Source organism: Pseudoalteromonas sp. A601, from assembly GCF_002165575.1.
Lineage (GTDB): Bacteria > Pseudomonadota > Gammaproteobacteria > Enterobacterales > Alteromonadaceae > Pseudoalteromonas.
In genome coordinates, this window is the sequence record NZ_MXQF01000013.1 from 112,115 (window position 1) to 138,466 (window position 26,352).

17 protein-coding genes are annotated in these 26,352 nt (G+C 38.0%); 7 read left to right on the forward strand and 10 right to left on the reverse strand.

Annotation, left to right across the window (positions count from 1 at the left end):
- Positions 1 to 151: 151 nt before the first annotated feature.
- Entirely contained in the window at positions 152 to 1,801 is a 1,650-nt protein-coding gene (locus tag B5G52_RS12695; RefSeq protein WP_176372545.1) for a methyl-accepting chemotaxis protein, read from the forward strand.
- A 124-nt stretch (positions 1,802 to 1,925) separates the two neighbouring features.
- Here B5G52_RS12695 and B5G52_RS12700 read toward each other — a convergent pair whose 3' ends face one another.
- Positions 1,926 to 4,253 carry an alkaline phosphatase gene (locus B5G52_RS12700; protein ID WP_087533017.1) on the reverse strand — a complete coding sequence of 776 codons (2,328 nt, stop codon included), beginning with the start codon at positions 4,251 to 4,253 and terminating at the stop codon, positions 1,926 to 1,928.
- Between the two features lie 637 nt (positions 4,254 to 4,890).
- Entirely contained in the window at positions 4,891 to 6,336 is a 1,446-nt protein-coding gene (locus B5G52_RS12705) for a sulfatase-like hydrolase/transferase (RefSeq protein WP_087533048.1), read from the reverse strand.
- A gap of 137 nt (positions 6,337 to 6,473) precedes the next feature.
- Between B5G52_RS12705 and B5G52_RS12710 the strand changes: the two genes are divergently transcribed.
- The 5 genes from B5G52_RS12710 (at position 6,474) to B5G52_RS12730 (ending at position 16,799) form a co-directional block, all read left to right on the forward strand.
- On the forward strand, positions 6,474 to 9,257 hold the full coding sequence (locus B5G52_RS12710) for an alpha-L-rhamnosidase (RefSeq protein ID WP_087533018.1): 2,784 nt from the start codon (positions 6,474 to 6,476) through the stop codon (positions 9,255 to 9,257).
- Positions 9,244 to 10,695: a sulfatase gene (locus B5G52_RS12715; RefSeq protein ID WP_087533019.1), complete on the forward strand. Its 1,452-nt coding sequence runs from the start codon at positions 9,244 to 9,246 to the stop codon at positions 10,693 to 10,695. Before B5G52_RS12710 ends, B5G52_RS12715 begins: the two co-directional genes overlap by 14 nt.
- 19 nt (positions 10,696 to 10,714) lie before the next feature.
- Positions 10,715 to 12,418, forward strand: coding sequence for a hypothetical protein (locus B5G52_RS12720; RefSeq protein ID WP_087533020.1), 1,704 nt, complete (start codon positions 10,715 to 10,717; stop codon positions 12,416 to 12,418).
- Positions 12,419 to 12,460: 42 nt separating this feature from the next.
- Positions 12,461 to 13,387 carry a heparin lyase I family protein gene (locus B5G52_RS12725; protein WP_087533021.1) on the forward strand — a complete coding sequence of 309 codons (927 nt, stop codon included), beginning with the start codon at positions 12,461 to 12,463 and terminating at the stop codon, positions 13,385 to 13,387.
- Positions 13,388 to 13,511: 124 nt separating this feature from the next.
- Positions 13,512 to 16,799 (forward strand): glycosyl hydrolase, encoded by a 3,288-nt coding sequence (locus B5G52_RS12730; RefSeq protein ID WP_087533022.1) that lies wholly within the window; start codon positions 13,512 to 13,514, stop codon positions 16,797 to 16,799.
- Between the two features lie 385 nt (positions 16,800 to 17,184).
- On the opposite strand, the gene B5G52_RS22210 is transcribed toward B5G52_RS12730, so the two are convergent.
- From B5G52_RS22210 to B5G52_RS12745, 3 genes are all read right to left on the reverse strand, one after another.
- Positions 17,185 to 17,628, reverse strand: coding sequence for a hypothetical protein (locus B5G52_RS22210; protein WP_217896188.1), 444 nt, complete (start codon positions 17,626 to 17,628; stop codon positions 17,185 to 17,187).
- A gap of 7 nt (positions 17,629 to 17,635) precedes the next feature.
- Positions 17,636 to 18,070 (reverse strand): Panacea domain-containing protein, encoded by a 435-nt coding sequence (locus B5G52_RS12740; protein WP_076923038.1) that lies wholly within the window; start codon positions 18,068 to 18,070, stop codon positions 17,636 to 17,638.
- 206 nt (positions 18,071 to 18,276) lie between these two features.
- Positions 18,277 to 18,543 (reverse strand): hypothetical protein, encoded by a 267-nt coding sequence (locus tag B5G52_RS12745; RefSeq protein WP_140394323.1) that lies wholly within the window; start codon positions 18,541 to 18,543, stop codon positions 18,277 to 18,279.
- A gap of 268 nt (positions 18,544 to 18,811) precedes the next feature.
- Between B5G52_RS12745 and B5G52_RS12750 the strand changes: the two genes are divergently transcribed.
- Positions 18,812 to 19,435, forward strand: a complete 624-nt coding sequence (locus B5G52_RS12750) for a tyrosine-type recombinase/integrase (RefSeq protein ID WP_010388419.1) — start codon at positions 18,812 to 18,814, stop codon at positions 19,433 to 19,435.
- A 192-nt stretch (positions 19,436 to 19,627) separates the two neighbouring features.
- On the opposite strand, the gene B5G52_RS12755 is transcribed toward B5G52_RS12750, so the two are convergent.
- From B5G52_RS12755 to lldD, 5 genes are all read right to left on the reverse strand, one after another.
- Positions 19,628 to 21,307, reverse strand: coding sequence for a P-loop ATPase, Sll1717 family (locus B5G52_RS12755; protein ID WP_087533024.1), 1,680 nt, complete (start codon positions 21,305 to 21,307; stop codon positions 19,628 to 19,630).
- A 380-nt stretch (positions 21,308 to 21,687) separates the two neighbouring features.
- Entirely contained in the window at positions 21,688 to 22,245 is a 558-nt protein-coding gene (locus B5G52_RS12760; protein ID WP_087533025.1) for a hypothetical protein, read from the reverse strand.
- Positions 22,246 to 22,341: 96 nt separating this feature from the next.
- On the reverse strand, positions 22,342 to 22,974 hold the full coding sequence (locus B5G52_RS12765) for a hypothetical protein (RefSeq protein ID WP_087533026.1): 633 nt from the start codon (positions 22,972 to 22,974) through the stop codon (positions 22,342 to 22,344).
- A 206-nt stretch (positions 22,975 to 23,180) separates the two neighbouring features.
- Positions 23,181 to 24,548, reverse strand: a complete 1,368-nt coding sequence (locus B5G52_RS12770; protein WP_087533027.1) for a hypothetical protein — start codon at positions 24,546 to 24,548, stop codon at positions 23,181 to 23,183.
- A 624-nt stretch (positions 24,549 to 25,172) separates the two neighbouring features.
- On the reverse strand, positions 25,173 to 26,309 hold the full coding sequence (gene lldD / locus B5G52_RS12775; RefSeq protein WP_087533028.1) for an FMN-dependent L-lactate dehydrogenase LldD: 1,137 nt from the start codon (positions 26,307 to 26,309) through the stop codon (positions 25,173 to 25,175).
- Between the last annotated feature and the right edge of the window lie 43 nt (positions 26,310 to 26,352).

The window sequence follows — 26,352 nt, forward strand, 5'->3', positions numbered from 1 at the left end:
ATTATCCTCTTGGTGATATGCATACAGATAGAAACAGAAAAATTAAAACAGCTATAACAGTCACTCCCCAACTTATTTTATGCGTGTTTTGCATGTCAGTTCTTGCTATCCGCGCATGGAACAAATTAGTATTTGCAGGGTAGGAAAAAATATGGATTTAAGCTTTAGAAAGAAAATAATACTTAGCGTCATCACACCTATTGTTGCCATCATCGCAATTTTTGTAGTTCTTACTTATAACAATTCTATTGATACTTTTGAGAACGATTTAAAACACTACCAAACCGATATAAAGCAGGCTAAACGCTATCATTTAAAAAGCTTAGTTAGCTTAGCACTCAATACCATTAAAGAACCAGTCGCAACAGGGAACAAAGAACAAGCGATCGATATTATAAATACCCTCAATTTTGACTCAACAAACTACTTTTTTATTATGACACTAGATGGTATTGCTCTGGCAAATGGACGAAATCCAGCTATACGTGGGAAGGATCTAAGTAAAAATAAAAGTGTTTTGAAACAAATTGAATCTGTGACAAAAAAAGACGGTTATCTAACCTACCTTTCAGGTCGTCCAGGTGATAACTCTGCAATTTATGAGAAAATGGCCTATTTAGAAATGATTCCTGGTACAAACTGGTATATTGGAACCGGTTTTTATATTGATGAAATAGCACATACAATTCAAGAAAAACGGCTTAATGGGGAAACTAAACTTAACTCATTTATTAGAAACCTAATTTTTGTTTCATTGTGCTCTCTAGCAATTGTGATCGCTCTCGCCCTTGTATTTGTTAAACAATTATACAAAATCATTGGCGGTGAACCCTACGAAATAGAATCAGTAGTCAAACGAATTGCATCTGGTGACTTTACATCAACAAGTAGCAAGACAGTCGACCCAACAGGTATCTATGGTGCCGTGCAACAGATGGTAAATAAACTAAAAAGTATTATTTACGATATTAATGATGCCTCATCAACACTTAATACTTCAGCGGAAACAATGATAAATAGCGCCCACTCAGTTAAAGAAGATTCTCAGACTCAGATGGAACAGCTTGAGTTAACTGCAACAGCTATGAACCAGATGACTTTTACAGCTGAAGAGGTTGCTCGTAATGCACTAGAGGCGTCAAACTCAACTCAAAAAGCAAACGAAAATGCTAATCAAGGCAATGAAATCGTTGCTTCTATGAATGAAAGCATCACCAGCTTAGTGTCTGGCATGCAAGAAGTTGAACAGGTGATCACCGAGCTAGAAGATAAAACCATGGGAATTGGTAGTATTTTAGACGTTATTAGAGGGATATCCGAGCAAACAAACTTATTAGCACTAAATGCGGCTATAGAGGCGGCAAGAGCGGGAGAACAAGGAAGAGGGTTTGCTGTTGTAGCTGATGAAGTACGTCACTTAGCAACCAGAACCCAGCAAAGTACTGATGAGATCCAATTAATGATTACACAACTGCAAAACTCTGCAAAACAATCAGTATCACTTATGGGAACCAATACGCAAGGAGCTCAATCTACTTATGAAAAATCTGTCACTGCTCGTAAAGCACTAGAAGATATACGTGAGTCAATTTCCTTTATCGAAAATATGAACACGCAAATAGCAACAGCTGCAGAAGAGCAAACCAATGTAGCCACAGATATAAATAAAAGTATTGTTTCAATTAGAGATTTAGCTAATAAAACGGCTGCGAGCTCTGATGGAACACTTGAAAATGCGAATGAATTATCGACTATATCTCATGAGCTACAACAAGCAGTAAAAGCTTTTAAATTAGATTAATCGATGGGTTCAAAACTCTGCGTCATTACTCTTTAACAAGTAAAAGTAGTGGCACAGGTTTCCTAGTACTAGCACTATCTAAGGAGCCGAATTACTCCATTCGGCTCCTTCTAAACATCGCTACCTACTTTACATCCAAGGATCCACGGACGATATTATAAATTGCCGTATTATCTACGGTACGGCCTACAAAGGCATCTGCATTTACACCCCAAGCAGAAATTGGTACGTCAGCATTAGTATGGCTTCCCCACATCCAAGTAACTTCAGGAATGTTACCAACACCATTAGTTTTATCAAGCTGTAAACCACCAGTTTCATGATCTGCGGTTACTAGAACCATAGTATCAGTGCGAACTTCAGCCCAACTAATAACACTTTCGACAGTTTTATCGAATTCTAATGTTTCCGTAATCACCCTTTCCGTGTCATTTATATGTCCGGCAAAATCAATTTGTGAGCCTTCAATCATTAGCACGTAGCCATTTGGGTTTTTTGACAAAATTTCGATTGCTGCAGTAGCCATCTCATTCAGTTGAGGAATATCTTGTTCTTCATAAGATTTTTGTCCTGACATTGGCAAGATATAAGGAATCTCATTTTCTCCAAATATTCCGGCAAAATATATTTCGGCGCTATCATCTTCCGCTGGTAATTGAGATAAGGCTGGTATTAGGTCTGTTTTATTTTTAACTACCGTATAACCTGCACTTTCAGCCTCGGAGCTAATGACATCAACGCCATCAACTAGTTTGCTACCGCAGAAAGTAACATTAGGTTTCACATCGCCATACATACTTGCAGCTAAAGTTGCAAAGTCATTTCTGTTAGGCCCATGAGCTGCAAATCCAGCAGGAGTAGCATGAACACAATGAGATGTGGCAACAACACCAACAGACTTACCTAAACTTTTTGCATATTCCAATATTGTCAACAAATCCGAGTGATCACCAGGACTTGCTTGTGAAATTGTACCCGAATTAACTTTTCGACCAGTTGCCATAGCTGATGAGGCTGCTGCCGAGTCTGTATAGTAGTTCTTTCCAATCTCAGGTAAGTTTTCATGACCCAATGTATCAGCACTTGCTGTTTTAATTGCACCACGATGCCTACTAGATTCTAAAAATAAGGACTCTCCCTTATATGCCCCTGTGACAGCTATTTGCGGATAACCCATACCATCGCCAATCATTAAAATAACGTTCTTTGCTTCATCAAGAGCAATAACGTCTACATCATGACTGTCACTGGATTCTGTTTCAGTACCTTGGTTTGTTGTTAACGTTACACTGTAGCGCCCAACTCCATCAGCTGTTGCCAACTGGCGTCTAGATGCTGGGCTTTGTGTTTCATCATCACTAAGGCTAACATTAGTATCACCTTCAGCTACCCAATGGTAGGTATCAACGGCATCACTTCCGTCTGAGGTCAAACTTGTTGATACATTAACACCAGTAACTGTATCGTGGCGGGCAACTGCTTTTAACTTTGACATAGATAGAGGCACAGCAAGTTGTCCATCACCTAGAATTGATACCGTAAAAATATAAGTACCCGGCTCAACATTAGCGGACATGGAATTACCAGGGTAAGTAGTTAAAGAAGAAGTACTTTCTTTCAAATTAATCGGCTTATTCTCCAATGAACCATAGACCAACGGTTCCTCTAAGCCTTGATACATCTTAAAATTAATTGTTTTAGCTTGCTCGAAGCTCATAATAAGTTCGTAATTACCTGCCCCCTTATAAGTAAATTCAGAGTCAGCTGCTGCAGTCCAATCATTGAATGTCCCAACTAAAAACATAGGCTTAGATAAACTATCAGCATCTGTGGCGGTAATATTTTCAATGAGTAAACTTGGAGTATCAATACCAGCAGAGGCGTCTAAAGTGAAGCGATATACTTGATCTTCATCTCCTGTTACCGTGATATCCATATTTTGATTTGCAAAATCGTCAAATTTACGCTGTAAGTTCATTGGTGTATCAAAAACGACTTCCGCTGCAGAATCCAACCCTATTGCCAAGTCTCGCTCTGCACTCCAGTCTGTATCTGCGATTTTGAAAGAGTACTCACCTGGTTGCATGCTAAACAATGCAATGTACACTCCATCTCCTTGGTAGTGCAATTGCGCCTCGGGGTTGGCTGCCCAGCTATTCATGGAACCTTTGATAAAAAGGCGACAATCTTTATCCGCATCTTCTTCTAATTCACTTTCAGTACATTTGAAAGGTCCTAAATCAATGCTTTTTGCAATAGGTGCGCTGACTTCGACTTCTTTTATGACTTCGACTTCTTTTATGACTTCGACTTCTTTTATGACTTCGACTTCTTTGATGACTTCGACTTCTTCAACAACGTTTACGTATTCTGTTTTTGTGTCTTCAGAACAACCAACAATACTAGCAATTGTAAGTGCCAATATTGTTTTCGAAATACTGTGCTTTCTCATGTTATTTCCCTTATTAATGATTTTTAAGTTAAATGCTAAAGAGCGATATCATCATAAGGAGGCTATATGTTGAGTATGTTTCACTGCAAACGTATTCATAAATTTGGGTATTAACTTTATCTCAAACCAAGATTTAAATAGAACGATATAGTGAGTTTTTAGTAAAAAGGATTTAAGATTTTTGGTGTGAAATATATTCGACCATTGCCGTAGAGTAAGACACCCGCCTAGATGGGTTTTATAACCTAATATCATACTATTAAACAAGCCATATCACACAATAGCACTTTTAAATTGCTCTGATATAATGCAAATAATAGAAACGAAGGGGGAATGCTTTATGAACATAATACAAATCACATGTTTGATTATATTATTGCTAACTGTCGCTGTTTTAGTTGGCGGGTTATATTTCATCCGTAACGTTAAATGAAATTATTAAGTAGGTCTTATCTTGGTTCAATCTTAAGCAAATAACGATTAGATTAGCTCACCAGACTATATTTTTTACTCCTGGGTACACAGCCTAAGAGTCTGCTTTATTACCCCTTAAAGTGAAAAAGTCGCTTTATGTTTAAAAAAGCGACCTTTGTTAAATACGCTGAGCTAGTACAGCTGAGCTAACTAAAATTTTAAATCACTCTCTCGAGTTCAAAAACGATGCTCTTGAGCTTACTTCTTCACTTCTCTCATTCTCATATTTACTAATGTAGTCAGCAGTGCGCTTACGCAGCTCATCAACTTTAGATTTATATTCTGGTAATTGTGCAAGATTAAATTTCTCTAGTGGATCTTCTTTTAAATTATAGAGCTGTAAGTGATCATTTTTATAAAAATCAACAAACTTCCAAGTATTTGTTCTAAGTCCAACCATTGGGGGTATCGATACCCTTTTAGGTTGATACATATGTTCAAACAAAAACTCTTCTCTCCATGAAGGCATTTCTTCACCTTCAACAAGACCAACTAAGCTATCACCTTGATACGCTTTCGGTATTTCAACATCTGCATAATCCAAAATAGTTGGCGCTATATCAATATTAAGCACTGTTTTATCGATGCTTACTCCTTTTTGTTTAGTATTACGCGGATCATAAATAATTAAAGGGACTCTTAGGTCCTCTTCCCAACCAAACCATTTACCAGCTAATTGGCGTTCATTAAGGCTATACCCGTTATCGCCGGTGTAAATAACTATTGTATTTTGCAGCATACCCTGTTTTTCAAGTTGAGCGATAATCTGACCAACGCCTTCATCAACAGCAGTTATTGCACGGTAGTGGCGCTTAATCATTTTTTGGTACATTGCATCATTTGCATACCTGTACTCCCAGCGGACACGCCCGATAGACTTCTGTAAGAATTCAGGTAATGCTGCAAATGTTGCATCATCAGATAACTTAGCAGGTGGAATTGTTATATCAGAATATAGATTCTCAAATTTTGCTGGATAGTGATATTGATCTTGCTTGTCACTATCGAGTGCATGAGGGTTCCAAAAGTTAACATTTAGTACCCAAGGCTTTGTAGAGTCTTGCGCTCTTTCAATAAAATCTTTTGCCCTTTGCGCTATATAATGAGTTTGAGGGATATCATCCCCTCGATAAGTATTCGTTTTAGAATGTAGCAACGGCTCAAAATAATCAAACCTATCAAAGTCTTCACCTGATAGTTTGATTTCATACTTACCCACGAATCCCGATGTGTAACCCTGTTCTTTCAATTTCTTAGGATAAATATTATCGGACTCTATCACACCGGTTGCAGGGCGACTAAAAGTAAAGTCATGAGTTCGCTCAGTTAAGCCAGTTAGTATACTCACTCGGCTCGAAGCACAAATAGGTGTGGTAACAAATGAATTAGAAAAGCTCACTCCTTTACTTGCTAACTCATCTAAATTAGGCGTTTTTATAATAGGATGATCTTTTCCGAGTAAATCCCAACGATGGTCATCAGCGAGAATAAATAGAATATTGGGACGTTTATTCGTTGCACTTTCCCCCCCTTCCTTTTGAGCTCCATGGGAGTTACACCCAATGGCTAACAAGGTTATAAAAAACAGAGCTTTAAAATTTAATTTCATTTCATCTACCCAATAAATTGCAATCACTAACCATAACGTAAAATCAAAACCAATCACAATCATGACTCATTTAGCTTGAAAATGACAGTTTTAATGTTACTGTAAAGAAATAATTGATTAACAAAAACACACACAAAATGAATAAATCGAGAAAACATTGTTTATTTCAAATAATTGTTAAGCCATTACTGCTAGCATTAATAATATGCTTTAACGTGGCATGCAGCAGTGAAAGAGAAACACCCAGTCCAACACAACCAGCTTTTGAATCAATTGCAGCACCAGTTGATTTAAAAGTAGGTGAAGGCTTTGAGTCCCCTATTGGTTACTATGAAAGTGAGCCGAGATTTTCGTGGCAAATAGGTAAAGCCGCTCATTCAAATTTCCAGTCAGCTTATCAAGTTCAAGTAAGTACCACTCTTAGTTTACTCTCTAAACAACCCGATTTATGGGATAGTAAAAAAGTAAACTCATCAAATTCTGGTTGGGTTAAATACCAAGGTCAACCGTTTACTTCAAGACAAAAAGTATATTGGCGCGTTAGAGTTTGGAATGAAAAACATCAAGCTTCACAATGGAGTGAACCTCAAAGTATAGAGCTTGGTCTATTAAGTAACAGCGACTGGCAGGCGCAATGGGTCGGTCATCCAGATACAAAACAATCTAACAAGCCTTCAAAAAGCACTATTGCTACTCCTCAATATTTTAGAAAATCATTTAACATCAACAAAGAAATAGAAAAAGCACGCTTGTATATTACTTCCAAAGGGGTTTTTAAACCTTTTATTAACGGAGAAGAAATTTCTAAAGTCGACGTTATGACTCCTGGATGGACCCCATACAGCAAACGAATTGAAACACTTACATATGACCTGACTCACAAACTAACACAAGGTGAGAATACCCTTGCATCAATTTTAGCGGGTGGCTGGTTTTCAGCCCGGATTGCAGATTTAAAAGACACAGATCATATTCACTCTCCGCTTTTACTTGCTCAACTCGAAATACAATTTACAGATGGCTCTAAACAAGTGATCACAACAGATCAGTCTTGGAAAGTAACACAAAATGGACCTATTCGTTTTGCTAGTAATTACGACGGTGAGCATTATTCACAAGCATTAGAGCAGCCTAATTGGAATAAAAATAACTTTAACAGTGCTACATGGCAGAGTGCATATACACAAAAGATTGATCCATCGATTAAACTCAGCCCAAAAAGACACGAACCCATAAGAATTATCAATGAGCTTTCACCGATTAAAATAATGAATATTTCAAAAGATAGTGTGGTGTTCGATTTTGGTCAAAATATGGTTGGGGTGCCAGAAATAAAGGTACCTGGTATAGCGAATCAAAAAATAAAAGTTGAGTTTGCAGAAGCGCTACACATGGGCGAGTTTTATACCGATAACTACCGAAGCGCGCAATCAACAAACTACATTACACCATCAAAGTCTGGGCTGATTAAATATAAACCTACCTTCACTTTTCATGGATACCGATACTTAAAATTATCTGGCTTCGATAAATCAAAAACCCCATCTAAAGGCTGGGTTAAGGCGCTAGTACAACATTCTGATATCAAACTTTACGATAACTTTGACTCTTCACACCCTAAGTTAAATAAGCTTTTCAGTAATATTAACTGGGGTCTTAAAAGTAACTTCTATGATGTGCCATTAGACTGTCCGCAACGAGATGAGAGGTTAGGCTGGACTGGCGACGCTAATGCGTTTGTTACACCTTCGATGTACATGGCTGACTCATATGGTTTTTGGTCAGCTTGGCTCGAGAGTATGCGCGAAGAGCAAACAGATAACGGCAAAATCCCCTTATATATTCCGTATGTTGAATGGATTAAATGGACCTCTTCAGGTTGGGGCGATGCTGCAACTATTATCCCTTGGGAGCTTTACATAATGACCGGTGATGAGTCGGTGCTAGTAGATAATTACGAAATGATGAAGAATTGGCTAAATTACCATAAGAGCCAAAGTAAGAATCACATTTCTAATATGCAAACATTTGGCGACTGGTTACAACCTTACCCAAAAGCACAAGGTAAAAAAGCAAACCGAGGAGATACTGATTTTAGTCTAATTGGCACCGCCTTCTACGCTCGCTCTGTCGAATTAACGCTCAAAACTGCCGAAGTACTTAATTTGCAAGCTGATATTGAGCAACTAACGAAGTTGCATCAACAGATAAAAACAGCATTTAGAAGCACTTTCTTTGATCAAAACCTAATACCAAAAAAAGGCGAACCAACACAAACAGCTTACCTACTTGCATTAGAGTTCAATTTACTTGAGCAAGCAGATATTAAAACAGCTCAAAGCATGCTAATTAAACTGATTCAAGAAGCCGACAATCACCTGCGCACTGGTTTCTTAGGTACACCATTATTAGCTTCAGCTTTACAAAAAGCAGGGCGTAGCGATTTAGTCTATCAATTACTATTTAAAGAAAGCTATCCATCATGGTTTTATTCAATTAACAATGGCGCAACAACAACGTGGGAGCGCTGGAATTCTTATTCACTAGAAGATGGTTTTAACCCGCAGGGAATGAACTCTTTAAATCACTATGCTTACGGCACTATTTCAAGATGGTTCTATGAAGGGATATTAGGTGTCACACCATCAAAAGCGGGATTTAAAGAGTTTGAAGTATCTCCACAATTTTCTCAGTATCTACATGAGGTTGGCGGAACAATACAAACACCTAATGGTGCCATTGAGCTTAGTTGGACATTAAAGGGGGATGAAGCAACTATTTCTCTTACAGTACCAAAAAACTCCACTGCAATACTGGATTTGGCTCATTTAAGCGATGTAACGATTTTACAGCAAAATAAAAATGTTGCTCATAAGATAAGATTAACACCAGGTGAGTATGTAATAAATGGCAAAATTTAACGCAATTGCAGCATTATTAATGCTGACACTTACAGCATGCAGTACAAGCCAAAACCAACATGCTTTGGATGATACTAGTAGCAAAGAACCATTAAATGTACTCGTTTTTCTGATCGATGATTTACGAAGTGACCTTGGTACTTATGGACACGAGCATGTAAAAAGCCCAAATATTGATAAGCTGGCTACAGAGGGCGTGAAATTTACTCACGCTTATGCACAGCAGGCAATTTGTGGGCCTTCGCGAGTTAGCATTATGACAGGGTTACGACCTGAAACGACCGGGTTGTATACAATTCGCAAAGATGGACGTTTACGCCCCAATCAACCTGATGTTGTTTCTATGCCACAACTCTTTAAGGAAAACGGCTATAAAACTATCAGCATAGGCAAGGTTTATCATAGTGTAACGGACGATCAAGAAAATTGGTCAACGCATATTAAAAAGCTTGATAACTTTTACGCGAATCCGGAAAACGAAAAAACTCGATTTGCTTATGAAGCTGGCGACGTAGATGATAACTTTTATAAAGATGGCAAAGTAGCAACGGATGCTATCAATTCTTTAAAACAACTTAAAGATGATAAGTTTTTAATGTTTGTCGGTTTTAGTAAACCACACCTCCCCTTTAACGCCCCTAAAAAATACTGGGAGCTGTACGATAGAGAACAATTTACCGTGCCCAGTCGAAAAAAACCTGACGACATGTATCGGTTAGCGCTTACTAAATGGGGCGAGCTGCGCATGTACGGCGGTATACCTAAAGAAGGTGATACCAGCGACGAGCTCACTAAAACCCTAATACATGCTTATTATGCTTCAGTGAGTTACATGGACGCTCAAGTAGGCCGCGTAATGCAAGCTTTAGATGAAATGGATTTACGAGACAACACCTTAGTTATTCTGATGAGCGATCATGGTTACAAATTAGGGGAATATGGCGCGTGGAATAAGCACACCAATATGGAACTAGACACAAAAGTTCCCCTTATTATCAGTCGTGAGTTATCACATGAAAACCGTAAAGCGGGTGTAACGTCAAACGCACTTGTTGAAAATGTTGATATTTTCCCATCGGTTGCTCAAGCGGCAGGCTTAGAAATGCCGAAAGTAGATGGCCAAAGCTTATTACCTTTGCTTGGTAACCCTGATATGCAATTTAAAGAAGCAGCATACAGTTTATTTAATCGCGGGAAAATTATGGGTGTTTCTGTCACAAACGGTCAATGGCGTTACACAGAATGGCGCAATGCCGCAACCCAAGAAATTAAAGATACTGAACTATACGATCACACCACCAGCGATGTAGCCACAGCAAATATTTCAGGTAGACCACAATACCATGAACTCGAACAACATTTAAAAGCACTATTGCATAACAAGTTTCCTCTTAATGCACCTTCGTTTTATGAAAAACGACATGTGAATAATCATTAAGATGAGGTAAGGAAAAATCATGAAGCTACTGAGAAAAATGTTATTGCCGGCACTCCTATGTACTGCCGGCTGCCAATCAGCGTTATCACCTGAAAAAAATGAGGCGACGGTTGATGTAAAAGCCCAACCGTCAACAACGTTATATGCTGACTTTACCAGTGATACTGAACAAGCGGGTATCATTTACGATTTCTTTGACGTTGCAGTAAGAACAGAGCGTGGAAACCCAAAATCAAAACCTGCAACATTTGGCCGCAAAGCTAAAGTCAATACAGTACGCATGTTAGGTGGATGGTACAATCAAGATTTAACGGGCGATACGTACTTGTGGGACGGAGAAAAATACACGTACAACTTCGATCAAGCGACTAAACGAATTGATAGCTGGCTCAATGATGACTGGGACGTTTTTCAAATAGTATTAGATAACCCACCTTGGGCATTTCAGCAAGGCTATACATTTGTAGATAAACCAAACGGTAAAAATTATTTAGAAAAAGACCGAGTTGGCGTATATGGGAATGGTTTGCCACCTAATGATCCTAAGGCTTGGCATAATTATATCGAAGCCTTCATAACACACCTTGTTAAAACCTATGGCGAAGATGTTGTTCTGAAATGGCGCTTTAGAGTTGGCTCAGAAATAGACACTCGACCACAACACTGGGCTGCTACTCGTCAAGAATTCTTTGATCATTACTTAAACACTGTTACTGCTGTTAAATCAGTGCTACCCGATGCGATAGTAGGTACTCACTTTAGAGAAGCAAGTCATAAAAGTACGTATGTAGATTATACTGGTAATACCGAAGAAGCCTATGCACCATACTTTGTTACTTGGGCAAAACAGAATAACGTACCTTATGATTTCTTAGCTATTTCATATTATCCGCACATCACCCACCCTCACGAAATGGATATGGAACAAGTATATCAGGAACAGATAGCACCGATCCTTGAAAACCCTGACTATAATCCAAATGCCAATTTCGAAATTCATGAATATAAATTCATAGTAAAAATGAAACGTGCAGGCTTTGTGAGTGTCGCAACCTCACATAACTCTGCATTTTTTGCCATGCTATCAAAGATGATGCTAGAGAAAGACATAAAAGAGGTTTTTCAATGGGGTAATGCTAAAAATGGATCGTACAGTCCTGAGGCAATGACCCAGTTAGCACTGAATGATATGGTCGGTGATACGTTTTACAACAATACTGTTAACGGAGATCCAGCCGTAAAAGGAAATCGCGTCGATGGTATTTTCTCTCAAAAGCAAGGTAACCAAAATATTGATGTCCTGTTGTTTAATTTTAATAAAGACAATATGGAATATCAAAAGCCAGAGCCCATTTCACTGTCATTACGGGTAGATCAAAATAAGGGTACAAAATTCCAGTACCGTGTTGCCCAGATAGATCAAACAAGCAACCTTGATCAATTATTTTTTGCTGAGCACCCAAAAGCCAACATACCACAGAGCCAAGGTGGATGGCGTAAAGAAGATGCCCACCCCACCGCTTCTGTTGCAAACGCATTAAATGAAAAGGGTATTCAAGCTTATGAACAAACTTACTCAAAATATGGCAAAAAAAATAAACTAAATTGGGGTAAATGGCAGCAAGGCGAAACGACGTCTAGTGATCTCTCTGGAAGCTCATTAGTAGAAATTAACAATACGTTGCCCTCTTTTGCTGTGCAAAAGTATCAGATCCGTTGGTAATTTACCCTTTAATAACTTGATTAAAATGAAGAAGTAAATTTAATGAAAAATATAAATTATCTATTACCAGCTTTAGCATTAGTGCTTACTGGTTGTAGTACTCAAACAGAAAATAAGAATAATACCACCCCACCCTTGAAAACGGTTATCTATGAATCGTTCGAGCAAGGGGGCTGGAATGCTGAAAACACGACGTTAAGTATTAGCACCCATCAACCAGGGCTAAACACTGCATTACCAAAAAACTTCTTATTCGCACAATTACAAGGGCCGCACTCTTTTAGCGCGGAGCAATCGATTGTTCGCTATGGAGACTACTCAGCTAGACTACACTGGAAACATGCCAACCAAACAAAATACAATGGCGACCCAAAAGTACTTGATAACACGGATAGAAAGGCTATGTTTCATGGCCATAAAGCCCAGAGTAATATTGCCACGGTTTGGTATGGATTTAGCGCTTACTTCCCAAGTGAGGATACACAATTAAAAGAAGGGCAAGGTGCATTGTTCTTCCAGATACATGGTGCGAGAGATGGTAATAAAGAACCTAATCGCATCCCTCCAGTTTCTATCAACTTGGTCAAAGACGGCTTTACCATGGGTTATTCATGGGACAGTAAAAAACTCAGCACGAGCACTCACGGAGAAGGCAATAAAACGTTTGAGATACCAGCCAAGCTAGCAGATTATCAAGACCGTTGGGTCGATTTCGTTCTAAAAGTCAAAACGAATCCTTTTGAAAATAAAGGCGAACTAAACCTATGGATCGATGGTAAACACGTAGTTAATCGTACCAATATTAAAGTTGGTTATAACGATGATATGGGTGTTTATCCATCATTCGGTTGGTACTTATGGGGTGATTATGCCAAGCGTGATCAAGATGTAATCATGTACCTCGATGAAGTTCGTCAAGCACAAGGGGATGATATTAACTACCAGGACGTTGCGCCAAAGGCTAACTAGTATGGCGTTCTATAGTGGGTTTAGCCAAGTGCTAAACCCACATGCTCTGTAAATTACCCTACAAGACTAAAAAACGCTTCCTTCTAAACTAAACCTGTGCCTTAAATTTTTTAAAGAGAACAATATGAAATTCAAGACTCATCACCTTCAGCCATTAGCTATAGTTGTATTTTCATTTAATGCACTAGCAGAGCAATTATCCTCTGATTCATTTAAAGATCCTCAAAAGAATTACTTACCAAAAACATGGATGCATGCCATGAATGGTAACCTCAGTAAACCGGGATTTACTGAGGACTTTAAAGCCATGAAAGAAGCCGGGATTGGGGGAGCAATCTTTTTCCATGTGCACCGACGTAATAAACTCTATTCATCTGATGGCCCTATCCGTTTTGGCACTGAAGAATTTTATGATCATCTTGTCCATGCTGCAGCAGAAGCCGATAAAAATGACATTGAGTTTGGTATCCATAACGCCGATGGCTGGACTTCAAGTGGTGGGCCATGGGTGACTCCAGAAATGTCAATGAAACGTATTACTTGGTCGGAGCAAGCAGTACAAATAAATCAAGATGGTGCTAAGATTCTTCCACCGCAACCCGGTTTTTATGAGCAGTTTTATCGCGATGTCGCCGTTATTGCGCTACCAGCAAATAAATATAACCAAAGCAATGCGTTTGCCAATGCGAAAATAACCGTCTCAGATCCTACATTAAACCCTGCTTTACTGACTGACAATGACTGGGATAGCACATTAACGTTCAATAAAAATCAAGAAGATAACTACTGGGTACAAGTCGAAGTTGATAAACCTACGTCCTTACGCAGTTTACACATTGAAACCCCTGATCGCCATGGCGATGCTGCCTTACAAATATCGGCTGATGGTATTAATTTCACTACAGTCGTTGAAAAACTAAGGCGCCCTCGCCCAGGTGCTAGATTATGGGCTTTTAGCCCGCAACTTGTCAGTGATAAAACAGATGGCTATAAAGCTAAGTATTTTCGCTTAGTTTTCGATAAACCAATTACACTTAAACGTTTCGACTTATGGTCTGTACCACGAATTGATGATTGGTTTTCAATGAATTCGATGGAACGGGGCCGCGTAAGCTTATCACCAAACATTAACCCTGAAGCGATCACTAAAGCAAAAGATGTTGTAGTATTAAACCGTGGTGAGTTACCCAAACATGGCATAAAACTCCCTAAAGGAGACTGGCGCATCTTGCGTTTTGGTTACACCAGCACCGGCGCTTATAACGTTCCCGCCACTATTGAAGGCGAAGGGTTAGAAGTGGATAAATTTGATGCTAAAGCCCTACAGTTTCACTTTGATGCTTTTGTAGGTAAGTTAATGAGAAAAGTACAAGCAAAAGGCATCAAGTCACTTAAAACCACTGAAATTGACAGTTATGAAGTGGGTGGACAAAACTGGACCGCAGGTATAGAAAACACCTTCCAAGAAAAGTTTGGTTACGACTTAATTAAATGGTTACCTTTATTAACAGGGCGTGTCATTGAATCACCTGAGCATACGGGTGCTATTTTACAAGAGTTACGTCAGCATCAGTCTGATTTAATGGTTGAAAACTACTTTGGTGAATTTACCCGTTTATCTCACCAATATGGTTTAGAGTCATACATTGAACCTTATGGCTGGGGTCCATTTGATGAACTAGCCTCAGGCGGTAAAGCAGACCGTTTAATGGGTGAGTTTTGGGTAAAATCATTCCCAGGAACAGACAAGGTCTATCATGGGCGTACTAGTGCTGCCATTTCATCTGGTCATATTTACGGTAAAAAAATCATTTCCGCGGAATCATTTACCTCTACAACCGTAAACTGGAAAGGTCACCCATACTTCTATAAGCATCATGGCGACCGAATGTGGGCACGAGGCATTAACGAAACCATGTTCCATCGCTTCGCCCATCAGCCAAATAATCATATTAAGCCTGGTATGACAATGGACTCAATTGGGTCTCATATCGATCGCACTCAAACATGGTGGAATAATGGTGGCACGCATTGGTTTAAATATTTAGCCCGTGGATCTTACCTATTACAACAAGGTGTGCCAGACGCAGATTTTTTAGTGCATTTAGGTGACGTTGCACCAATACGAGGAAATAGCGGTGTTGAAATACCCGCAGGCTTTGGACACGACTTTACCAACACCGATGTATTGCTTAACCGAATCAGTGTAAAAGATGGCTGGTTAGTCCTACCTGAAGGAACTCGATATAAAGCGTTATACTTGACCCAAACGGACTACCTCCACTTAAACACGTTGAAACGTATTCAGACATTAGTAGCCGATGGCGCAACTGTTATTGGTAACAAGCCAAAACAAGTCATTGGTTTTAGTGAGTGGCCAAAAAAAGCCGAATTTAAACAAATTGCTGATGAACTTTGGCCAAACACCGCAAACACTATAAACCCATATAAAAAAGGGATGGTAAGCAACGCCACTCTTGAAGAGTCGATTAAGCAGTTAAAATTGCAACCCGATTTACTGATAAACGATGAACCCGTCAAAGTATTTGCTAAACGTCGTATCGATGGTAATGACTTATATTTTTTTCATAGCGAAAAGCCAGAATTTCAACAAATCAGTGTCGATATCCGTAACGGTGATGGTACTCCAGAAATTTGGAATAATACTGATGGCACAATTGAGCAAATCAAAAGTTTTCGCAGAAACGGTAATCGAATCATCATTGATTTAGCACTTGAACCTTATGCTAGCCGGTTTATTTTGATCCGTCGCGATAATAAAACACCACAATATACCGGTGCCTACTCTCAACTGGTGAAAGATGTATACCTAAACGCTGAAAAAGGAGCGAAAATAAAAGAACTGGCTGGCCCGTGGAACATTAAGTTTGATCAAAGATTGGCAGGCCCAGGATTAGTTACATTTGATAAATTACAAGATTGGAGCACACGCTCAGAAGAAGGTATCAAGCATTATTCTGGCACCGCTCATTATTCCAAAACATTTTCTATCACTAAACAGCAAATCAATTCTGATAAAGCTATTTACCTTGATTTAGGTGAGGTACAGCAAATAGCTGAAGTCACACTCAATGGTAAAAAGCTAAGCACATTGTGGAAACCACCATTCGCTTTAGACATCAGTAATGAGCTCAAGGCTGGTAACAACGAACTCGAAGTAAAAGTAACCAATACATGGGTTAACCGATTAATTGGTGATGAGGCATTACCTGACACCAGTGGCTATAAAATGACAGGTAAAACTGTGCCTTGGCTCAATGCAAATGAGCCACCGCCAAAGAGTGAGCGTGTGACTTTCACAGGTTATAACTTTTTTGCAAAAGAGAAAAATAAAAAGCTGCAGAGCTCAGGGTTAATAGGTCCTGTTCGCATCATAGAACCTGAACAATAACCGCTAACAGTAATACAGTGAATGTATAAGTGACGCTATAAAAGTCTTAATTTTATAGCATCACTTATTTTTTGTTGCTCACATATCTGCTCATACAACTTAGATAAATTAGGACTCACCTGACTGGCAACTATGAGCGAAGCAGACGGTCGGGTAAACTCGTTTTTGGACAAAAGTGAGTTAGAGCCTAAGGTCAGCTTTGTGCCAAAAGAAGACATAGGGAATGCTGTGCTTTGCAGGAAACTTTTTGAAGCTGTGTGATTCATAGGTCTCATTTTACACAGTACCTATATAAGGAATCATTACGTATGGGCTAAGACAGAGCACACGTGTTACTGGACTTTCCAACGAACTAGAGCGATAGAGTAAAGTGGTTGTTATTTTTTTAATGAGGATAAACTTTGAAGTTATGATCAAACCAAAGCACGTAAAAAATATTTTGCCTTCTAATACCTACAACAGGGTGTTTAGCTTTATATCGGAAGGCAAGAAAGTATTCTGTATCTTCAGGAATCTCTTTCGGGATAGCCACTTTAATTGAATTTCTAGCAATCTTTTCGCATCCTAAGCCATGTCGATTTTCTTCTTGAATCTCTCTCCAAGAGAGGTGTTTACGACGAAAAATAGCTTCAGCAAAAAAAGCTTTATGGTTTTTATCTAGTTTACTAAAACAATGCTTTCCATTTACAACGCGCTCCAAAGAAAAAACTATTTTGCTGCTATCATAGTCTTGAGTATTCTCGTTTACCTGGAATCGAGACTTATTACCTTGAGTATTTTTAGATGCTTTATCCGCATCTTTAATCTTTCCTTTGATTTTTCCAGCCATGCGTTTATTAATTTAGCCTAGTTTTAAAATATTCAACAATTTCATTAAAAGGTATTGTACCCGCTGTTGATTCATGATTTAGCCAAGGCGCCTCTTCATGAGTCATATTTCTTAGCTTCCAGGCACTATATTTACCAAAGACTTCAGCAACTTCATATATGACTTCTAGCTGTTCTTTTTCAAACTTCTCTTCTAAATCAGGGTTAACGTCCAGTTCTACTGGGTTTCGACCAAACTTTTTAAGCTCATGATATAAAGTTGGTACAACCGGCCCGTGCTCCCAAGCTTTTATCTCATCATCAAATAATTTCTTACCTGTCAATGCACCGCAGAAACCGAGGCAATACCATACTAACTTTTGCAGTTTTAGATTAGACAAATCACTGTCTTCTTGATTTTGGTAATTAACCAAAACCTTAGCAACATCTAGTGCTGTGACCATATCCTACTCCTTACTCAAAATTTTGCGGATGTTAACACTGAATGTATAAACAGTATAGTGCGCAGCGCAAATAAAACACAGTATTTAAATAGTGCGTTAATCGAACATATTTCTAATAACGTAACATTCAATTTGCTACTATACCTTGCTAATATCAGTTTCCAACCGCTTATGAAGTCCGATTGACGCGTCTTGTTAGAAGTCCTTTACCATGATACTTCGAAAAGCCAAGAATCTTCTTTTTCAGAGTGCATAGTTATTTTGTAACCTTTACTTTTTACTTCAGATAAAACTTCTTCTAGCTCTTCTTTTGTAACGGCACTTTTTAATAACGATTTTGCAAAAGAGAACTTTCCACGTTCTGAGTGAACTTTTACAGATTCGCAAATTTGGTTGAATACTTGAGATGACGAAAGATCAAATTTTTCAGCTGTTTTTCTTGATTCACTTGCTGATTCTAATACTTTACTCATTTGTAGCTCCATAAAATTCCAACACATTAATAGTGCGCACATTTCTGCCAACACCACGCTCATTTATTTATCTTATATAGTTTTAACAAATAACCTAAAGTATTACTACTACTAAGTTTTCTAAAGCTTTAAGTAAAGTTAAATGGCACAATATGAGCAATCAATTAACTATTATATTTGGCCAATCTCAATGACCGCTGATCGCTCATACCCGAATTCTTTTGTAGCGAGCTAAGCTTAAAACTCCATAAACACCGGAGTACAACTAATGCACCAGTTAACTATATATCAGCCTAAAGAGCCTTGGAATAAAAATAAGCTTGTAGGACAAAAGTTACCTCTAAAATTACAGCAAATATGGGCTATCCGAATACGACTGGAACTTTTTCATAAAATAAGAGATCTAGCACTATTTAACCTAGCCATAGATAGCAAACTAAGAGGGTGTGATTTAGTTTCACTAAAAGTTAATGACATTGCACATGGTAAAACAATCCAATCACGGGCAATAGTCGTTCAAAAAAAGACTGGTATGCCTGTTCAATTTGAAATTACTGGAAATACAAGGAAATCAATTGTGGCGCTCATAGAGCAATTTACTCTCAATTCTTATGATTACTTGTTTAAGTCACGAATTCATTCCTCTGAACACCTTTCAACCCGTCAATATGGACGTATAGTTGACTCTTGGGTCACCTCAATTGGGTTAGATAAGACTCAATATGGCACTCATTCAATGAGACGTACCAAACCATCACTAATTTACAAAAAAACTAAAAATTTAAGAGCCTGTCAGCTTCTACTTGGCCATAGAAAACTAGAGAGCACTGTCAGGTACTTGGGAATAGAAGTTGATGATGCGTTAGAAGTATCAGAACAGATCGATGCTTAAATTTGAACCTAAGCCAGACTCGAAGTTAGAGTCTGGCACGTGCGAATTGCAGACGGTCAGGAGAATAATGTCTGGAGTCAAGATTTGACCCCTTTGCTTTGAATGCTTTGAATATCTAGCTCTCCCTTAATTTTATATAAGTAGTAAAGCAGAACTGACTCAACTGTTACTAATACAATTGTAAGGCCATATTTAATTAACATTTTTCGCTGTTTTATATAAGATTGGTAATTCAAAATTGCGCTTTTTAATGTCTCTTTCATACTTAACAGGCTTACAAAAGCCAATAACTTGTAAGTATATTAAAAATACTAAAGCTTGGTCATCACCATCTGTAAATTGGATGTTTCTTTTTATCCATTTATAGTCAAATGTTTGCTTGCCACCTTTCTTCTCGAGAAGTTCCATGATATGGCTCGTCCAATTATCATCAACTTTACTAACATGGCGAATAAACTTTTCTTTGGATTGAGTATATGCTTTGTAGACTAAATGTGAATCAAAGATATTATAAACCCAATCTTCTCCTTCAAGCACAGGTGTTACATGGATGTGTGGACTGTTGTAATAAAACTCATTGGCTTCCTCTAAAAGCTCCTTTAAAAAGACAAGCATGTAGCGAGGAGTACATGAACTGTTGCCATCCAAAAAGTGCGTATCAAAAAAATCATAGTTCAATATTGGCTCTTCATTACCTTCGGAACATTCATGAAGCAAGTCTGAAGAGAATAGTTTGTTAATTATTAATAGGTCTAACTTTTCAAAAAGTGTTCTCTTACTTTTTTTTCTACCAAAGAGCTTATTATAGTAATGAGAGCACTTGTATTTAACTCCAGATTTATTCTCTTTAAGCAGTACTTTTTCATACCAACGCAATTGGTAATCTGACATATCACTAGATTCAAAAATATTTGTCATTTGCCAGATACCTGCATCTTGTAATGCAAGGTACATTCTTCGTGCAACAAATGCCCTAATTTCTTCTCTATTCCAAACAAGCCTTAAAGTATTATCTTCTGCTTTATCAGGACCAAGAGCTGAGAAGTCCAAACGATCATATAAGTCAGATCTTAGAAATACTTTAAAACCTATTCTATCTTCAGTGTAAAGGTCGTCTTCAAGCTCTAGTAATGATTCAATATATGACCTTTGAGTTTCATACTCTTCACCAGCAACAAACTTATCTAATTTATCAATAATGACTGTAGCTTGACGAATCCCTCTTTCTTCGATTGATTTAGATATATTTTCTATGACTTTATCTAAATTAAGCTCAATCTGTTTGATAGATTTTTCAGCACCTTTTGATAACTCAACATCAACTGGTATATCTGAAAGTTTAGCTTTTATTTTGAAAGATACTTTTCCAAATAGCTCTTTTAGTCGACTTAATATTGATAAATGACCACCTCTTCCACCTGTTCGGCTTAAAAACTCGCTAAGGTAGGTCTCATAATCATTGTCAGGAAAATTATTAAGAGATGATATTTCTTCTGATATTCGTCTACAAATCTGAAATTTCCATAATAACTGGAAGGTTAGCTTCTGAGATAGGATTGGGAAATATTTTTTTGAATCTTCTTTCAGTTGTTCAAACTGTATTTGTTCATCGATCGTTACAATTAGGTCATTCTTATAAACATCTAGAATTTCACTCTTGTTTCTCATCAAATTGAAAATAGCACTTTTCCCTGTACCAAAAGCTCCAATAATTATGGAGTGATTATCATTTTTAAATGATTTTATTGATCTTGTTGCTATAAAACTTCGTTCGACTAAAGGGTCTCTATGACCATCCATGTTCCCTAAATCTAAAGTAGCCAATAATTCCGTTGGAAAAGGATCTTTTAAGTTGCACCGAACTTTACTCATACTTATTTCCCTATAATTGAACTTAATTCTGGAAAGATAATACCTAATTAGGTTTACAGTACGCTAATCGCGCATATTTCTGCCGATATAACGCTCATTTACCTACTTTATATAGTTTTAACAAATTACCTAAGATATTACTATCACATAATTTTTATTATCTTAAAGCAAAGTTAAATGGAACAATATGCGCGCGTTGCTCGTTTACTTGAATATATGTGCAAACGACACAGTTTGACCAATCAATTAACTTGTTATATTTAGCCAACCTCAACGTCTGCTGATCGCTCAAAGGCGACCTTAGAGTATTTACGTTAACTCATAAAGGGGCAGAATAATGCTAGCGACGGTGTAATGTGGGACAGAGATAGCGCTAAATATTAGCTATTGACGACATAGTCTCTTGTTAGTTGAGCACTCAACTTGCCCACCAAATCCTTTATTTGAGATTTTGTATGATCATTTAGAGCTAAACGCTCACTTTCATTGACTAAGAAACCTACTAGATCAACAGAAATACGGATTAAATCTACTAATTCATGGAGCGTAAAGACATAGCCAGATGGATGTTGATGAATGAATGTATTCCTAACAGTCTGCAAACGGCTAATGTTCACTCTTTCAAACCGCTGACTATCAATTACTTGGCTACCCATGTAAGGCAGAAAGTACTCTATCCGCAATTTTTCGTAAAGCCATTCGATATTATCTAAATCACCATACTCAGAGTGAAAACTATCTTTTTTCCGAACTAGGCGTGAGTCCGATGTAATGAGAGCTAAACACATTGCTGCTTGAACAGCGTTGTGACCGTATATCACTGCCCATTTGAAGTATGAATTTTGCCCACTTTCAATTTGAGATAAAGCATCAAGTAAGCACTGCAATGACATGACTGTATCTGTTTCAAGATCAAATGATACTAACTTCTCTTTCATGTACTTACCTATTGTTTATAAAAGCTACTTGTCCTGCTAAGGTAATGAGCAACGCATTATAAAAATGCATCGAGTTGGAATCCCTCTGAACAATTGTTAGGAATCTTCCGTTGTATTACGCCAGAGAACATTAACGACACTAGCCATAGCTTTAATAACTTCAAAGACATACACTTGTGTAACTTCAAGATGAATTCTAGCAAATTGATGCGAATTTAAATTGAGGTTTTTGGCAACAATTCTAAGTTGTTTACTATGTAGATTTTCATCTAAATGCCCAGCATTGTGAGCGATGATATTCCTAATATCTCTCGCCTCGATAACTTTGCTCCAAAAGGCCGTGCCTGTAGGAACTTCAATTTCAGCAATTTTACGCAAGTAGTTTTTTGCTCGCTCAATACCTGAGCCACGAAAGTCTTTTAAAGTACAACTTAATCCCTTTTCAAAATGAAAGCTGTGGCACAACTGGTTTAGATAGTCTTCAAAAAGCGATACCAACATGAGCAAAAAAGATTGTTTCTGGTATTGAGGAAAAACTTCTTGGAAATGTGCGCTTAAATCATTGCGATACTTGTACCTATCCCAGCAAATGAACTCGTTCGTTTCTATATCAGATTCATTGTACTTGATTAATTCTTCAGACCAATGGCGTTCTGATAGTTCGACAAAGATCCGAAACTTCTCTAAGTCAGACAGAAAGTACAAAGACACTTGATCAGGTTTCTTCATCTTACCTCATGATTTATTGGAGCTTTTTTAATGGCACACAGACGCACTTCATATATAGATAATGCGGTATTCACCTTGAAGATTCAACATCGACGACGCCGTCACGATAATTACAGGAACTACATCATGTAAGAGGTTAAACAGGATAAGCCTTAGAGCGAGATTACAGGGCAAGTCTGGTGTGACCGACCCAGCGATCTAGGATTTTAGTTGAGTATAATTAAATTTTTTAATCTATTTGCGTATTCTAAATTGAGCCAAGGTTCTTGTCTTAGCTCCCATTGAACAGATGATTCAAGCTTTAAGTTAAGAGCCCTTAAAATAACTCTTTCAATGAGTATCGTTAGATGTAACGTTGCAACTGCCAACCCTTGATGGTCAACATTATGATTACCTTCATGAGCTAAGTGATTTCTAATATTAAGCAATCCACTTTTTCCTCGGATTGACCAAAGCTCTTCTTTAAACACGCGATGTTTAGATAAAAAATTATCGATTGAGTCAGCAGCAGAAGTTTTTTTAATGTCTGAAGTTAGGTCCATTATCATTTGGTATACTTCATGGTCGACTTTTTTATGTGGCTTTGCCGCTTCTTTTATTAATTGAATGGATTTTGACCTTGTTTCATCTAGCTCTAATGTAAGGCTCAGCTTTTTAGCATAAGACTCCAGAGCTGTGAATAAGGCCATAAATTTAGCATCATCTCTACGTTGCACTGATGAACAAAGATCAAAGCTAAGTTTATGTACCATATCCTGTTCTGAGTCATCCAAACCGTAATAATTCGATAAACCTATATTGATCATTTTTTCTAGCTCATCAACTTTACGACTCATTAAATAAGATCGAGGCTCATATAAGGCATAATCAGTCTGTATCGCATTTAGTGGATATTTCCAGTGCCTAATACATTCATTTTCCGTTTGATGTTCCCAACCTAAAACCAACACTCTTTGGCGTGAAACAAAAGACAATATATCAAGTAAGGGCTGGATTGTATTAATGATAGATTCAGGGCTAGTATTAGATCTACAACATTCAACTTCTAGCCTATAGCCATGTAGTTTTAATGAGCCACTACTATTAAGCATTGCAGATTCAATACTATATTTTTGTAAAACAATTTCACCAAGAGTTGGGTGACTGAACATAGCTATTTGGCTAATACCATATTGATTTTCTTCAAGAGATAACGTCCTAAAATATTCCGTATCAGATATATAAATTGAAAACCTATAATCAGACGACTTAAAAGCCATTTCTATCGTCAAACTTTTTATATGACTCAGATCTACTGGGGTTGAACCACACTTTCTTTTTAAAAGGGTTTTGGTAGTTAAGCTTCGGTAATGAACATCTTCTAAAGTAATTATTTCAGTCCCTTGAAGAGTTTTAATCTGCCAAGGAGTCTTGAAGTTCGGTATAGGCATTGCCTCATTTGGAATTCCAACCCGGACCTCTGCAGGCTGACCAAAAAGCAAAGGCAATGTAACAGAGCAATCAACCATAATCGATTTACCATCTTGATCAGTAAGATTTGCGTCTGCTGATATTTTCTGTCTATAACAATCCAAGTTATTCACTTCCTTTGTTAGCTACCAATGTACTCAAGGTATCACATAATGTGACATGGATGAATGCTCAACAGATACCTAAAAATCATTCCTCAAAGTACCAAAAAACAGCGAACGATATACCCACTATTTTCACTTCTACCCGTGACTAACTCCACTAACCAACGCAGCCACATTAGCACTTACCTATCTCAACGATGTGCGAAATGAGTCGAAGTTTTGGGACTCTGATGTCCTAACAAATGCTGAACATCGAATAGCCACCGAGTCAGTAGAAACTTAGTAGCATTACTTAAATCTGTGTGCATTTGGACGCTTATTTGAACATTGCCAACTGACCGAAACACACAATGGGCATATATGAGTTAGCGGAACGTCCGCTTTGGATAATTAAGCCAATAGCACTACAATACTGTGACCGTCTCTTTATCGCTCTTTTGAGACATTCGCCTAAACTCGTTTTGGGGCAGAAACGAGTTAGGAAAGAATGACTGCTCATAGCACATTTGAGTCTGTCAGGTTTGATTATTTTAATCAAACCTGACAAGCCAAGCTAAGACTGAGCCACCTTTATTAAACTTCAACGTGAGGCAACTCATAAACCAATGAATACAAAACGCTCACTTAATATGAAACCAAAGATTGCGGTCCCAAGTCATTAATTGATTTTGCACCGGTTAGTGTCATCGCAACTTTCATCTCATTTGTATACAAATCAAGTAAATGCTCAACACCTTTTTGACCGTTTGTTGCTAAGGCGTATATATACGAGCGCCCTAACATCGCGGCGTCGGCACCTAAAGCCAGCATTCTGACTACATCGAGTCCATTTCTAATCCCAGAATCTACTAGAATTTTAATATCGCCTTTCACAGCATCAGCTATTTTAGGTAAAGCCCTTGCAGAGGAAAGAACGCCATCTAATTGCCTACCACCATGGTTCGAAACGACAATGCCGTCTGCACCGAAACGAACTGCATCTTTAGCATCTTCTTCATCTAAAATGCCCTTGATGATCATTGGGCCGTCCCAAAAGTCTCTTATCCACTCAAGATCCTTCCAGCTAATTGATGGATCGAAGTTACTTCCTAGCCAACCAATATAATCAACTAATGAGGTCTTCTCTTTACGGTAGGCCGAAATATTGCCAAGATCATGCGGCTTACCCAGTAAACCAACATCTAGTGCCCAACGAGGGTGTGTCATCGCTTGTAAAATTCTTCTTGAAGCTGCGAATGGACCGCTCATTCCAGAATGCATATCTCTGTATCGCGCCCCTGGAACCGGCATATCAACCGTAAATACCAGTGTTTTTACGCCAGCAGCTTTGGCTCTTTCAAGCGCATTTTGCATGAAGCCACGGTCTCTTAAAACATATAACTGGAACCACATAGCGCGATCAATATTAGGCGTAACCTCTTCAATTGGGCACACTGATACGGTAGACATCGTGAAAGGAATACCTTTGTTCTCTGCAGCTTTAGCAGCTTGCACCTCACCTCGCCTTGCATACATACCAGTTAACCCTACAGGTGCTAAAATTAAAGGTAGGTCTAACTTTTCACCAAATAGCTCCGTACTCAAATCTAACTCTGACATATCCTTTAAAATACGTTGCCTTAAAGCAATATCTGACAAGTCTTGTACATTTCTATTTAAAGTATGTTCTTTGTATGACCCCCCATCAATATAGTGAAATAGAAATGGTGGTAATTTAGCTTTAGCGGCTTTGCGATAATCTGTAGAGGCTGAAATAATCATTTTATATCCAATAAAACTGTAATTATTATGAATTAATTACAAT